This window comes from Alcanivorax sp. MD8A (assembly GCF_002888555.1).
Lineage (GTDB): Bacteria > Pseudomonadota > Gammaproteobacteria > Pseudomonadales > Alcanivoracaceae > Alcanivorax.
This window is the reverse complement of record NZ_AQOQ01000008.1, coordinates 84,184-96,907: the sequence shown is the minus strand read 5'-3', so window position 1 is coordinate 96,907 and position 12,724 is coordinate 84,184. Positions and strand designations below refer to the sequence as shown.

The following is a 12,724-nucleotide window of genomic DNA, read 5'->3' as shown; positions in this document are numbered from 1 at the left end:
CACGACATTGCTCAGAGGTTCCTACGGTTTCAGCCACTAAGTTCTCCCGAATTAAAGCTAGGAGATTGTTCATGAAAGCACCTGTTCGCGTAGCCGTCACCGGCGCCGCTGGCCAAATCAGCTACTCTCTGCTGTTCCGCATCGCCTCTGGCGACATGCTCGGCAAAGATCAGCCAGTCATTCTGCAACTGCTCGAAATCACCCCTGCTCTGGAAGCCCTGAAGGGCGTCATCATGGAGCTGGAAGACTGCGCCTTCCCGCTGGTTGCCGGTATCGAAGGCACCGACGACGCCAACGTGGCGTTCAAGGACGCTGACTACGCGCTGCTGGTTGGTGCTCGTCCGCGCGGTCCGGGCATGGAGCGTAAAGACCTGCTGGAAGCTAACGCAGCAATCTTCTCTGCTCAAGGTAAAGCCATCAACGATAACGCCAGCAAGGACATCAAGGTCCTGGTTGTCGGCAACCCGGCTAACACCAACGCCCTGATCGCCCAGCGCAACGCGCCGGACATCAACCCGCGTCAGTTTACTGCCATGACCCGTCTGGACCACAACCGTGGCATGGCGCAACTGGCCACCAAACTGGGCAAAACCGTCAACGACATCAAGAAGATGACCATCTGGGGCAACCACTCCTCTACCCAGTACCCCGACCTGCACCACTGCGAAGTGGACGGCAAGGTAGCGGTAGACCAGGTAGAACAGGACTGGTACGAAGGCACCTACATTCCGGAAGTACAGCAGCGTGGCGCCGCCATCATCAAGGCGCGTGGCGCGTCCTCTGCCGCTTCCGCCGCCAACGCCGCTGTGGACCACATGCGTTCCTGGGCGCTGGGCACTGCAGAAGGTGACTGGGTTTCCATGGGTATCTACAGCGATGGTTCCTACGGTATCCAGGAAGGCCTGATCTACTCCTACCCCTGCACCTGCAAGGATGGCGACTGGACTATCGTTCAGGGCCTGGAAGTCAACGACTTCTCCCGCAGCCGCATGCAGGCGACCGAGCAGGAACTGGCTGAAGAACGCGACGCCGTTTCCCACCTGCTGCCGTAAGGCACAGGCGCTCAACAAAAAGGGGCTCTTCGGAGCCCCTTTTTTGTTACTGATTACTTATGCCTGGCCTGCAAGCCGCTCTTCAGAAGCGGCCGCTCGCCACACATGCTAGTAATCCGGATACTCAAACTGCGCTGACTGGGCTTGCTGCAAGTAGTCATTGTACGCGGCAATTGACATGGGCATGACCACCGCAAAATAGCCAATCATCAAGACCAGTAACACGGCAAACAACGCTTTCACTGCGCCACTGTTATCCGCTGGCGCAGCACCATAGTTGTTGCCGCCTTCCGTTCCCTTTTTGAAAATCAGGATCAACGCCAGCACAAAATTCACCAACGGAAGCAGCATCAACAGGCTCAGCCATCCGGAGGCATTGATGTCGTTCAGGCGACGCACCATAAAGCCCCAGGCAAACACCATTACCGCGATCATACCGACGATGGCAATCAGGCCCAAAATCATTGCGCCGACGCCAGCGGCGGCCTCCCCGCCTGATGCCAGACCAGGGATCAGGATGGCAGCCGCAATGCCGATCACCCCGTAGAACAGGAAAGTCAGGCCGGTGGCATACACAAAATACCGCATCCGGCCAATACGCCCGGACAGCGATAGAAATTTGGGTTGGTAGGTCTCGTTGCTGGTCACAGCAACATCTGCGTTAGGTGCCTGATAAGGCTGGTTCATGGTGCTCCCCCTTGGGTTGATAAAGGATCTCCATCACGAAGATCCATGGTCCAGAAATCAATGCGTATTGCGGGCAAAATCATCCATCGCCCGCAACAGATCATGACGACTGATCTGGCCAATCAGCTTGCCATCTTCTACCACCGGTAAACGGCGGCGATGGTCTGCCAGAAAGATTTCAGCCGCATCCAGAATAGATGTCTTGCCGGTAACGGTTTGCAGGTCCACCGTCATATAGTCACTAACGGGACCGATTTCCGTGCCGTGATAACTCGCTTCCAATGCCCCCTTGAGGCAGTCGGACTCAGAAAACATACCGACTAATGCGCCATTTTCATCCACCACCGGTGCGCCGGAGATGCGGTGTTCCAGTAAAACAGCGATCGCTTCATGGACAGTTTGCTGAGGCGAAACGGTAATGACGCGGCGGCTCATGTAATCGGCCACCTGAATAGACTTGAGCATGGACGTTCCCTGTGTATTCCCGGGCTTGGCCCGTTGTCGTTTCCTTTCGCTTTTTATAGCAGATTGCCGGTACAAAAACAGGGATCAAATCCGGGTTCGTGATACGGGACAACAGCAAAAGCCTCTCTCCGCCTCCGCCTATCTCCGCAGAAGGCAACTAGCACCTTTCACCTACACAGTATCAGCACTAATTAGCCATACGGATAGTTTGGATAAGCGGTGATGGTGATGCAATTTCATGTAGTGCTAATTTCGGTGAGCATTGACCGTGAGAGGAGCAAGATATGGACTATCGAAAAGACGATGCCGCCAGCCGGACCTGGTTCCGTAGTGACCGTTTCTTCAGCCAGGGGCCCAACTGGTACTTCAGCACCCGGGAAAACACGGTCGAAGGGCCCTATGACAGTCGGCTTGAAGCAGAAGCCGGCCTGATGCTGTATTTGCGTGACATGCAGTCACTCGAGAGCTTCGGGCTTCGCCCTGCGCGACTGCCCGGTTGAACGCCTCGCCGGATAGCCGCAAAGCCATCCGGCGGGGTCTGAAAGTCAGACCAGCGATTTAGGCGCCGTAATAATCCCGTTGTTGTCCGCGTACACGTATTCCCCCGGACGGAAGGTGACACCGCCAAAGGTGATATCGATATTCAGCTGCCCTTCATCGCGACGCACCGACTTGATCGGCACACAGCCCAGCGTGACCACCCCGAGATCCAGCTTTGCCAGTGCATCCACATCTCGGCACGCGCCATAGATAATGACACCTTCCCAGCCATTCTTGACCGCGTTCTCGGCAATCATGTCGCCAATCAGTGCATTGCGAAGACTGCCACCGCCATCGACGACCAGCACTTTACCTTTGCCATCCGTGCCAAGATGCGCTTTGACCTGACTGTTATCCTCAAAGCATTTCACGGTGACAATCTCACCGCCAAATGCGCTGCGCCCACCAAAACTGAACCAGTTAAAACCGGTTACCACTGACACGATGTCGGCGTTCTCATCACACAGATCACAGGTCACAAAGCTCATGCTGACTCCTTAAAACAGATTTGATCGCGCGCCAATTACTGGCTCGCCTCCCGTTGCTGGCGGAACTTTCCGGCATAGACCAGAAAATCCCGATAGCGCAATGTGTAGAGCCCCGTGTCGGGCCCGTCGATGGCCATGCCGACCATCGCGTCGGCGACCTTGCTGCCATCCACCGGCAGCCAGTGGGCATCGGTCCAGCGGGTCAGGGGCTCAACAACCCGATTTAGCAGGTTACCCCAGTCTTCTGCCGGGCGTTTATCCTTCCGCTCGCCACGCAGCAGCGAGGGCTGGAAGATCGCCAGCAAGGGCAGTCCAAGCTCTTTCAGGCCACGCTCCACCTGCCCTTTTACCCGTGAGTAGAAAAACGGGGACCGCGCATTGGCGTTAATCGCCGACACCACCAGAAAACGCTGTACCCGTGCCCGCAAGGCCAGCTTGCCGGCAAGCAGTACCAGGTCATGGTCCACATGGCGGAAAGCCTGCCGGGAGCCGGCCTTCTTCATGGTTGTGCCCAGACAGCAGAAAACGTCGTCGACCTGGAACTGCTCGGCGCAGGCTTCCATGTCATCGAGATCGACAACGCGGCAGTCAAGCTTGGGATGTTCAAGATCGAGCTCGCGCCGTGATAACACTCTCACCAGATCATATTCATTACTGGCCAACAGGCTTTCGAGGCAGGCATTGCCCACCAGTCCTGTTGCTCCCAGTAGCAGGGCCTTTCTTGTCATTCTTCGTCCCCATCCCGCAGTGGCTCTTCAGGGAGCCAGCGTCGCAATACCGTTTCCAGCGCATCCAGGTGCACGGGTTTGGCCAAAAAGTCATCCATGCCTGCCGCAAGGCAGCGGGCCTGTACCCCTTCTGCCGTGTTGGCAGTGATCGCGACTACCGGCGTGCGATCACGGGCTTCGCGCTCTTCAAGTTCGCGCAACAGCCGCGTCACTTCAAAACCATCCATCTCCGGCATCATGCAATCCATGAGCACCAGATCAAAGGGTTCCTGTTCCATCAACGCCAGTCCGGTTTCCCCGTTGCTGACGGTTTTCACCTGGTAACCGAGTTTGCTCAGCATGCCCCGGGTCACCAACTGATTCACTTCGTTATCTTCCACCAGCAGCAAACGGAAACGCTTGCGACGCTGACGCTCTTCCGGTGTTTCGGTTCGGGCGTCCTGCACGGGCTGATGACGCTGCAGCCCCACCAGCCGGGACAGGGCCAGGCGCAGGCTGCTGCGATGCAACGGACGCACCAGCACGACCAAATCATGCTTGTCGATAAGCTTCTGTATGGCCGGCAACCCACGCTCTTCGATGGTGGCAAGCAACACCAGTTTTACCGGCCGCAGGCTGGGGTCTTCCAGCACGTTGCGACACAGATTCAAGGCCAATTCCGGCCGTGAGCAGGTGTCGACAAACAACAAGTCAAAATCACTCTGCTCCCGGTGGCCTGCTCGCAACGCCTGCAGCGCATGATCGTACCCCATGGCAGAAGAGCACTGACAATCCAGGGCCTCAAGCTCTTCCTGCATACACGCAACCGTGCCAGTGGCGGCGCCCACAATCACGCCCTGGGCGCCATTGAGCGCCCGAATCAGGCTTTGCGACTCACGCATATCCGGCTGTACCTGCACGGGAACGGTAAACCAGAAGGTGGAGCCTTCCTCAAGCACACTTTCAGCACCAATAGTGCCCCCCATGGCATCAATCAGCCCCTTGCAGACCAGCAGGCCGAATCCGGTATGGCTTGAGCTATACAGGTCCTGACCATCTTCGATGAAATGGTCCTGAAAAAGGTGGCGGAGCGTGTCCTGGCTCATGCCGGTGCCCTGGTCGCTCACTCGCACCCGCAACACCCCAGCACTTTCCCCTTCCACAGTGAAATCCACATCCAGGCGAATCTCACCCTTGTCACTGAATTTGATGGCATTACTGAAGAGGTTGTTGAGCACCTGCATCAATCGCTCGCGATCACCACGGATGCGTTTGGGCAACATACGATCAATCACACAGGTCAGCTCCAGTCCGGTGGACTGCGCCATGGGGCCAAACGCTTCGAGGGCCTGCTCGATAGCCGCGCGGAAATCGAAGAATTCCGGGTTGAGGGTGACCCTGCGGGTCAGGATTCGCGAGTAATCCAGAACATCATCAATCAGCGAAAGCAGCAGCTTGCCACTGCGCCCTGCCACTTGAAGATAGTCTTTTTGTTCATCGTTAAGGCGGGTATCTTCCAGCAACGACATCATCCCCATCAGGGAATTCATCGGCGTGCGCAGCTCGTGGGCAAGTCGATAGACGAGACTGAGCTGAATGTCGGTGTTCGAGCGCTGTGGTAACTGCCCCTCCGCTGAGGGGCGCCCCCCGCGACGCTCACGGGTCATGGCATGCCAGAAGGTCTCATACTGGCCACGGTACAAACGGAAGAGATAGAACGCATAGCTGCCGATCAGCACCGCCAGCACCCAGTCGTGCAGGCTACCCGATACGAACAGGGTGAGCAGCGTCGGCACGAACATGAGCACGATATAGGCTTGCCGGACACGCAGGCCCGCCATCCACGAGCTGCCCAGTGCCGTGGTTACCCCTACGTTGTACAACAGCACCGCAAAGAAATTGAAGCCGGTACCAATCCGCCACGCCAACCAGGCAGGAATGATCCCCCATAGCAGCGCGTGCAACGCCAGGCCAATGCCAAACAGCTTGCGCCAGCGGGCAGGACCTGCCCCGTAGAGGGCATCAAACCGGGCCAGCAGCCAGAGTCGATAGGCCGTGACCACCAGTACCGCACCGCCCGCGATCAGCGCTTCCAGCTCAAAACTCTGGTATACCTGCCCCCAGGCAAAGACCAGGGCAAAAACCAGAAGGGCCGCCAGCACTCCCATCAGGGAATTTCTGGCGGCCCCGTAATCGACCCGTTTGAGTACTTTTCTGTCTTTCTTGTACGTCACCGTGAGTGTTCCGTAGACGCCGTCATAAGCCGTGTGGCGCTACGTTAGCACTGCTGCTGCGGGCTGGCTAGCCCGCAGCCTTGCGGCGCTTGTCGAAAGCGACCAGCAAAGGTACAAAAAAGAAAAAGTCCACAATCAATGCCATGGCGATCGTGATCGCCGACAGCAGCCCCATGCTGGCATTGGGATAGAAGTGGCTGGTGCCGATCACTGCAAAGTTCGCCACCAGCACCACGGAGGTCGCCACCAGTGCCACCCCGACCGTGCGGAAGGCATATTCCACTGCCTTGCCAGTGTCGAGACCCAGTTCTCGCTTGGCTCTGACGTACTTGCTGAGGAAATGGACCGTATCGTCCACCACGATCCCCAGTGTCATGCAGGCCACCACAGACACCGCCAGACCAATCTCACCATTGATCAGGCCCCACAAACCAAACGCCATCCCCGCTGGCAACAGATTGGGAATCAACGACAGAAGACCATAGCGGAATGAACGCAAGGCGATGATCAGCAACACCGAGACACTGATCAGCGCGATCAGGGCACCGGACAACATGCTCTGAATATTCCGCATGGTGACATGCCCAAACAGCACATCCATGCCCGTCCCCTTGGTCTGCATGTAATCCGGCCAGTTCGCCGCCATCCAGTCTTCCACTTTCTGGTTGAATTCCAGTACCGGATGGGAGCCGATGTTTTCCAGCATGACCACAAGGCGGGCCTGGGATTTGCCGATATCCAGCTGATCTTCGAGGCCCAGCCCCTGCGGTAACGACAGCTCGTACAGCAGAGTGTACTGCGAGATCAGCTCACGGGAGTCCGGAATCCGGTAATAGGCGGGGTCTCCTCCGTGCATATCCCGGTTAAGGCGTTTGATCACATTGGTATAGGACGTGGCATAGACCACATGCTCCTGCTCTTCCAGCCAGTTGACCAGCGCGTCCAGCTGCTGAAGAAATTCAGGCTCCATGGCCCCACCGGCGTCAGCCGCCGGAATCGCGTAGTCGATACGGTGCATGCCGGTCAGTTCACGCATGGCAAAGTCGTTGACCCGCCTTACCTCGAACGTTTCATCGAAGTATTCATTGAAGACGTCATTGATCCGGTTCAGACCGATACAGCCCATCAGCACAACCACCACCACAGACATCCCCAATAGCCAGGGCCGGTAGCGACGGCTCAAATGCTGCGCCAGGCTCCCCATCAGCGGCGCAAAATCCCGTTGCTTGCCCGGCTCGATTTTGTGGGGAAGCAACATCACCAGCGCAGGCAGCAAGACCACCGAGAACAGGAAGGCCAGCAACACCCCGATCAGTACCACATTGCCCAGCGCACGGAATGGCTGTGACTCGGAAAAGTTCAGAATGGCAAAGCCGATGGCCGTGGTCAGGCTGGTCAGCCAGACCGGCTGCATATTGATGCGCAGGCTCTCGACAATACTGGGGGCCTTGGCTTTGCCCTCCAGTCGTTCATGACGGTAACTCGCCAGAATGTGCACGGAATCCGCCACCGCCAACGTCAGAATCATGGCCGGTGCCATGCCCACAATGGGGGAAAATTCGATACCCAACCACATGGCCACACCCATGGCCGACAGGATCGAAAAGCTGATGACGAACACCGTCACCACCACAAACATGACACTGCGAAGAATCAACCACAGGCACACCAGCATGATCACAAACGCCAGCGGCAAGGTGGATCCCATGGACTGCTCGGTGGCCTCGGCAGACGCCTGATTGAAAATCACCGTGCCGGTGACCATGAACTCGATATCCGGATACCGCTGGCTGTATTCCTGGGCCATCTCGCGGGCGGCCTGGGTAATTTCAGGCGCTTCGGTCTTGCCCTCACCCATGGTCACCGTGGCAGCAATCCCGGCGACATGGCCTTTATCAGAGACCAAGCGACCTAGTAAGGACGGTTCATTGAGAGCAATATCACGAATGCGTTCCAGCTCCTCGGCGGAAAGCGTATCGGCATACTCCACCAACGGGGCCACGAAAAGATCATCGCCCTCCACTTCCGTATGCTGAAAGTTGGCCAGGGAATCGACACGGGTGGCATGGGGAAGCAGCCAGGCGTCCTCGGTCAACGCCTCAACGGCTGACAGCGCCTCCGGGGTGAACAGGTTGTCGTCTTTGGGGTGGACCACAAACAGCACCACCTCATTGGCGGTAAAGCTGTCTTCCAGTGACACAAACCGTTTGAAATCCGGGTTGTCTTCGGTGAAGAAGATCCGCGGATCATTATTGTTGGTGAATTCCTTGAGCCCGGTAGCCATCCCCATGGTCAACACCAGACATCCCAGCAACACCCACACCGGGTGTGCAACCACCCAGCGACTCCAAGCGTCTTTCATTACCTTCCCCTTTTTCTGACGGGTGAAGTCTATTCGGCGGTATACACACTGTCACGGTCAAAGAGGCCAAAAACCAGCTTTACGTTAACGTAAACTTCCCCTACTCTCGCCCCATGGACAAAAAGAAGACCTACAGCATTGGTGAGTTGGCGCGGGAGTTCGATGTCACCACCCGCACCATCCGCTTTTACGAGGACCAGGGGCTGGTCAGCCCGTCTCGTCGGGGACAGACACGCATCTACTCCCCCGCCGACCGGGTCACCCTGAAACTGATCCTGCGGGGCAAGCGACTGGGGTTCTCCCTGGCGGAGTCGAAGGAGCTGATCGGCATGTACCAGCCCCAGGGCGACAACCGCCACCAGCTGCTTGCCCTGCAGGAAAAAATTCACCAGCGCCGGGCACAACTGGAACAACAATTACACGATATCCAGGCCATGCAGCAGGAGCTCGACGACGTGGAGCAACGCTGCATTGACGCCATGAATGATTTGGAGAGTTAGGCCATGTTCAACAGCAGCTTCAATTTTGATCTGGACGAAACCCTGGTGGCCCTGCGCGACAGCGTTCGCCAGTTCGCCCAGAAGGAAATCGCGCCCATTGCAGCCGAGGTGGATCAGAGCAACCAGTTCCCGCTGGCCATGTGGAAGAAGCTGGGTGACCTGGGTGTGCTCGGGGTTACCGTCAGCGAGGAATACGGCGGCGCCAACATGGGGTATCTGGCCCACACCCTGGTGATGGAGGAAATCTCCCGGGCATCGGCCTCCATTGGCCTGTCCTACGGCGCGCATTCCAACCTGTGTGTTAACCAGATCTACCTGAACGGCACCGACGCCCAGAAAGCCAGGTACCTCCCCGGCCTGGTCAGTGGCGATCAGATCGGCGCCCTGGCCATGAGCGAGCCCGGTGCGGGCTCTGACGTGGTGAGCATGGGCCTGCGTGCGGACAAGAAAGGCGACCATTACCTCCTCAACGGCAACAAGATGTGGATCACCAATGGCCCCGATGCCCACACCTATGTGATCTACGCCAAGACCGACACCAGCGCAGGCCCCAAAGGCATCACTGCATTCATCGTCGAGCGGGATTACCCCGGATTCTCCCGTGCCCAGAAACTCGACAAGCTGGGCATGCGCGGCTCCAACACCTGCGAACTGGTCTTCGAAGATTGTCAGGTACCCGCCGAAAACATCCTCGGCAAGGAAAATGAAGGCGTGAAAGTGCTGATGAGCGGCCTGGATTACGAGCGCACCGTACTGTCCGGTGGCTGTACCGGCATCATGCAAGCGTGCATGGATGTGGTAGTGCCCTACGTACACGAACGCAAACAGTTCGGTCAGGCCATCGGTGAATTCCAGCTGATGCAGGGCAAGCTTGCCGACATGTACGTGACGCTCAACGCCAGCCGCAGCTACCTCTATAACGTGGCCAAGGCCTGCGACCGGGGCGAAACCAACCGCAAGGATGCCGCCGGCGTCATCCTTTACTGCGCCGAGAACGCCACCCAGATGGCCCTGGAAGCCATCCAGACCCTTGGCGGCAACGGCTACATCAATGAGTACCCCACCGGCCGCCTGCTGCGTGACGCCAAGCTCTACGAGATCGGCGCCGGCACCAGCGAAATCCGCCGCATGCTCATCGGCCGCGAGCTATTTAACGAAACACGCTAACACGCCGCACGCACCACGCTTGCACGCCGCCTCCCGCGTGGAGCGTGCCAGCGTGAAGCCTGCAAGCGAGGAATTCATGCCCAAGATTAACAGTCAGATCAACCCGACCAGTCCGGAATTCCAGGCGAACCGGGAGCACAACCTGGGCTTGCGTCAGCAGCTTCAGGACAAGCTGGCCCACATTGCCCACGGGGGCGGTGAAGCGGCGGAGCAACGCTTGCGCGAACGGGGCAAGTTACCGGTGCGCGAGCGCATCGACCGCTTGCTGGACCCGGGCTCCCCGTTTCTGGAAATTGGCGCTCTGGCCGCCGATGGCGTCTATGGCGAAGACGTCCCTGCGGCGGGCTGTGTGGGCGGCATTGGCCGGATCCAGGGCGTGGAATGCATGATCGTGGCCAACGACCCCACGGTTAAAGGCGGCAGCTACTACCCGCTCACGGTGAAGAAACATCTGCGTGCCCAGAGCATCGCAGCGGAAAACCGTCTGCCCTGTGTCTATCTGGTGGATTCCGGTGGCGCCAACTTGCCCCGCCAGGATGAAGTGTTCCCGGACCGGGAGCACTTTGGCCGCATCTTCTTCAATATGGCCAACATGTCGGCCCGTGGCATTCCGCAAATCAGTGTTGTGCTCGGCTCCTGTACGGCTGGCGGCGCCTACGTACCCGCCATGGCCGACGAAGTGATCATGGTGAAAGAGCAAGCCACGATCTTCCTGGCCGGCCCCCCCTTGGTGAAGGCCGCTACCGGCGAAGTGGTTAGCGCAGAAGCCCTGGGTGGCGCCAACCTGCACTGTGAGCAATCCGGGGTGGCAGACCATCTGGCCGAAGACGAGCCCCATGCCTTGGCGCTGGCGCGTAATTGCATCGCCCACCTCAACTGGCACAAGCCGGACCAGGTCAAGCGTCGCGCCGTATTACCCCCCGCTTATGCCAGCGACGAGCTGTATGGCGTCATCCCCACCACCACCCGTCAGCCCATGCCGGCACGGGAACTGATCGCCCGCATCGTCGATGGCTCTGAGCTGGATGAATTCAAGGCCCGCTATGGCACCACGCTGGTGTGCGGCTTCGCCCATATCCATGGTTATCCGGTGGGCATTCTCGCCAATGACGGGGTGCTCTATTCCGAATCGGCCCAGAAAGGCGCGCACTTTATTGAACTGTGCAACCAGCGAAAGATCCCTCTGCTGTTCCTGCAGAACATCACCGGCTTCATGGTCGGCAAGAAATACGAGTCAGAGGGGATCGCCAAACACGGGGCCAAAATGGTCAATGCCGTGGCCTGTGCCACCGTGCCGAAATTTACCGTGATCACTGGTGGCAGTTTTGGCGCCGGGAACTACGGCATGTGTGGGCGCGCCTATGACCCTCGCTTTATGTTCATGTGGCCCAACGCCCGTATCTCCGTCATGGGTGGCGAACAGGCCGCCAGCGTGCTCACCCAGGTGAAGCAGGCTTCCATGAAAAAGAAAGGCCAGCAATGGAGCGAGGACGAAGCCCGTCAGTTCCAGTCCGACATGACCGAGCAGTACGAACAGATGGCCCAGCCCTGGTATGCCAGTGCCCGGCTCTGGGATGACGGCGTCATCGACCCGGCGGATACCCGCGACGTCCTGGGCATGGCCATCTCTGCCAGCCTCAATGCCCCCATCGAGGACACGCGTTACGGCGTGTTCAGGATGTGATTTTGCGTCGGACGTCAGACGCTTAACCCCTGGAGCAAAACATGAGCGTTAGCACACAAATCGAAGGCAGGGTTGCTCGCATTACGCTGGACAATCCTGACAAAAGAAACGCGTTCGATGACACCATCATTGCGTCACTGACCCAAGCGTTTGAGAACGTTGGCGGTGACACCGAGATTCGGGTGGTGGTATTGCAGGCAGCGGGCAAGCATTTTTCCGCCGGGGCCGATCTCAACTGGATGCGGGCCATGGGGCAGCTCGATGAGCAGCAGAACCGTGACGATGCCCTGAAACTTGCCAGGCTGATGCAGGCGATAGATCAGTGCCCGAAACCGGTGGTCGCCCGGGTTCAGGGCGCCGCCTTTGGCGGTGCCCTGGGATTGATCTGTGCCGCCGACATGGCCGTGGCGGCAGACAACGCCCGTTTCTGCCTGAGCGAAGTCAAACTCGGCATTATCCCTGCGGTGATCAGCCCCTATGTGGTGCGTGCCATCGGTGCGCGTCAGGCCAATCGTTATTTCATGACCGCCGAAGTCATCCCGGCGGACCGGGCACAGGCACTGGGCATTGCCCATGAGGTGGTTGCGGAAGCCGAACTCGACAGCGCCGTTGGGCGTCTGGTCGAAGCGCTGCTCAGCGGCGGTCCGGCGGCCCAGATCGCCTGCCGGGATCTGATCGCGCGGGTCAATGACGGCGCCATCGATGAAGCCATGCTGGAAGACACCGCCGCCCGTATCGCCCGCCTGCGTACCAGCGCTGAAGGGCAGGAAGGTCTGAGCGCTTTTCTGGAAAAACGCTCACCAAACTGGATGTAACCCACTTTTCCGTAGGAGCGTCA

The 12,724-nt window shown here is 58.4% G+C and carries 12 protein-coding genes; 6 read left to right on the top strand and 6 right to left on the bottom strand.

The window, feature by feature from the left end; translation table 11 throughout:
* Positions 1-71 precede the first annotated feature (71 nt).
* Positions 72-1,052 carry a malate dehydrogenase gene (locus A15D_RS06170; protein WP_022984338.1) on the top strand — a complete coding sequence of 327 codons (981 nt, stop codon included), beginning with the start codon at positions 72-74 and terminating at the stop codon, positions 1,050-1,052.
* A 108-nt stretch (positions 1,053-1,160) separates the two neighbouring features.
* Here the strand turns inward: A15D_RS06170 and A15D_RS06165 are convergent, their stop codons facing one another.
* Positions 1,161-1,739 (bottom strand): DUF805 domain-containing protein, encoded by a 579-nt coding sequence (locus A15D_RS06165; RefSeq protein WP_102791215.1) that lies wholly within the window; start codon positions 1,737-1,739, stop codon positions 1,161-1,163.
* A gap of 57 nt (positions 1,740-1,796) precedes the next feature.
* A complete protein-coding gene (locus tag A15D_RS06160) occupies positions 1,797-2,204 on the bottom strand; it encodes a CBS domain-containing protein (RefSeq protein WP_102791214.1) in 408 nt (135 codons plus the stop codon).
* 284 nt (positions 2,205-2,488) lie between these two features.
* Between A15D_RS06160 and A15D_RS06155 the strand changes: the two genes are divergently transcribed.
* Positions 2,489-2,704, top strand: a complete 216-nt coding sequence (locus A15D_RS06155) for a DUF6316 family protein (protein ID WP_102791213.1) — start codon at positions 2,489-2,491, stop codon at positions 2,702-2,704.
* 45 nt (positions 2,705-2,749) lie between these two features.
* Here the strand turns inward: A15D_RS06155 and rraA are convergent, their stop codons facing one another.
* From rraA to A15D_RS06135, 4 genes are all read right to left on the bottom strand, one after another.
* Positions 2,750-3,232 (bottom strand): ribonuclease E activity regulator RraA, encoded by a 483-nt coding sequence (gene rraA, locus A15D_RS06150; protein ID WP_102791212.1) that lies wholly within the window; start codon positions 3,230-3,232, stop codon positions 2,750-2,752.
* Between the two features lie 35 nt (positions 3,233-3,267).
* Positions 3,268-3,960: an NAD(P)H-binding protein gene (locus A15D_RS06145; protein WP_102791211.1), complete on the bottom strand. Its 693-nt coding sequence runs from the start codon at positions 3,958-3,960 to the stop codon at positions 3,268-3,270.
* Positions 3,957-6,173: a response regulator gene (locus A15D_RS06140; protein ID WP_233192118.1), complete on the bottom strand. Its 2,217-nt coding sequence runs from the start codon at positions 6,171-6,173 to the stop codon at positions 3,957-3,959. The genes A15D_RS06145 and A15D_RS06140 overlap by 4 nt, the downstream gene beginning before the upstream one ends.
* Positions 6,174-6,240: 67 nt before the next feature.
* Complete coding sequence (locus A15D_RS06135; RefSeq protein WP_326929255.1) at positions 6,241-8,568, bottom strand: MMPL family transporter; 2,328 nt, start codon at positions 8,566-8,568, stop codon at positions 6,241-6,243.
* Between the two features lie 80 nt (positions 8,569-8,648).
* Here A15D_RS06135 and A15D_RS06130 point away from each other — a divergent pair, with 80 nt between their 5' ends.
* From A15D_RS06130 to A15D_RS06115, 4 genes are all read left to right on the top strand, one after another.
* Complete coding sequence (locus A15D_RS06130; protein ID WP_022984330.1) at positions 8,649-9,035, top strand: MerR family DNA-binding transcriptional regulator; 387 nt, start codon at positions 8,649-8,651, stop codon at positions 9,033-9,035.
* Positions 9,036-9,038: 3 nt separating this feature from the next.
* Positions 9,039-10,202 (top strand): isovaleryl-CoA dehydrogenase, encoded by a 1,164-nt coding sequence (locus A15D_RS06125; protein ID WP_022984329.1) that lies wholly within the window; start codon positions 9,039-9,041, stop codon positions 10,200-10,202.
* 76 nt (positions 10,203-10,278) lie between these two features.
* Positions 10,279-11,886, top strand: coding sequence for a carboxyl transferase domain-containing protein (locus A15D_RS06120; RefSeq protein ID WP_102791246.1), 1,608 nt, complete (start codon positions 10,279-10,281; stop codon positions 11,884-11,886).
* Between the two features lie 41 nt (positions 11,887-11,927).
* Entirely contained in the window at positions 11,928-12,701 is a 774-nt protein-coding gene (locus A15D_RS06115) for an enoyl-CoA hydratase/isomerase family protein (protein WP_102791210.1), read from the top strand.
* Positions 12,702-12,724 lie beyond the last annotated feature (23 nt).

Excerpts from the sequence above, each read along its gene's own strand:
- A15D_RS06170 (WP_022984338.1), top strand. The coding sequence starts at position 72 with ATGAAAGCACCTGTTCGCGTAGCCGTCACCGGCGCCGCTGGCCAAATC.
- A15D_RS06165 (WP_102791215.1), bottom strand. The coding sequence starts at position 1,739 with ATGAACCAGCCTTATCAGGCACCTAACGCAGATGTTGCTGTGACCAGC.
- A15D_RS06160 (WP_102791214.1), bottom strand. The coding sequence starts at position 2,204 with ATGCTCAAGTCTATTCAGGTGGCCGATTACATGAGCCGCCGCGTCATT.
- A15D_RS06155 (WP_102791213.1), top strand. The coding sequence starts at position 2,489 with ATGGACTATCGAAAAGACGATGCCGCCAGCCGGACCTGGTTCCGTAGT.
- rraA (WP_102791212.1), bottom strand. The coding sequence starts at position 3,232 with ATGAGCTTTGTGACCTGTGATCTGTGTGATGAGAACGCCGACATCGTG.
- A15D_RS06145 (WP_102791211.1), bottom strand. The coding sequence starts at position 3,960 with ATGACAAGAAAGGCCCTGCTACTGGGAGCAACAGGACTGGTGGGCAAT.
- A15D_RS06130 (WP_022984330.1), top strand. The coding sequence starts at position 8,649 with ATGGACAAAAAGAAGACCTACAGCATTGGTGAGTTGGCGCGGGAGTTC.
- A15D_RS06125 (WP_022984329.1), top strand. The coding sequence starts at position 9,039 with ATGTTCAACAGCAGCTTCAATTTTGATCTGGACGAAACCCTGGTGGCC.
- A15D_RS06120 (WP_102791246.1), top strand. The coding sequence starts at position 10,279 with ATGCCCAAGATTAACAGTCAGATCAACCCGACCAGTCCGGAATTCCAG.
- A15D_RS06115 (WP_102791210.1), top strand. The coding sequence starts at position 11,928 with ATGAGCGTTAGCACACAAATCGAAGGCAGGGTTGCTCGCATTACGCTG.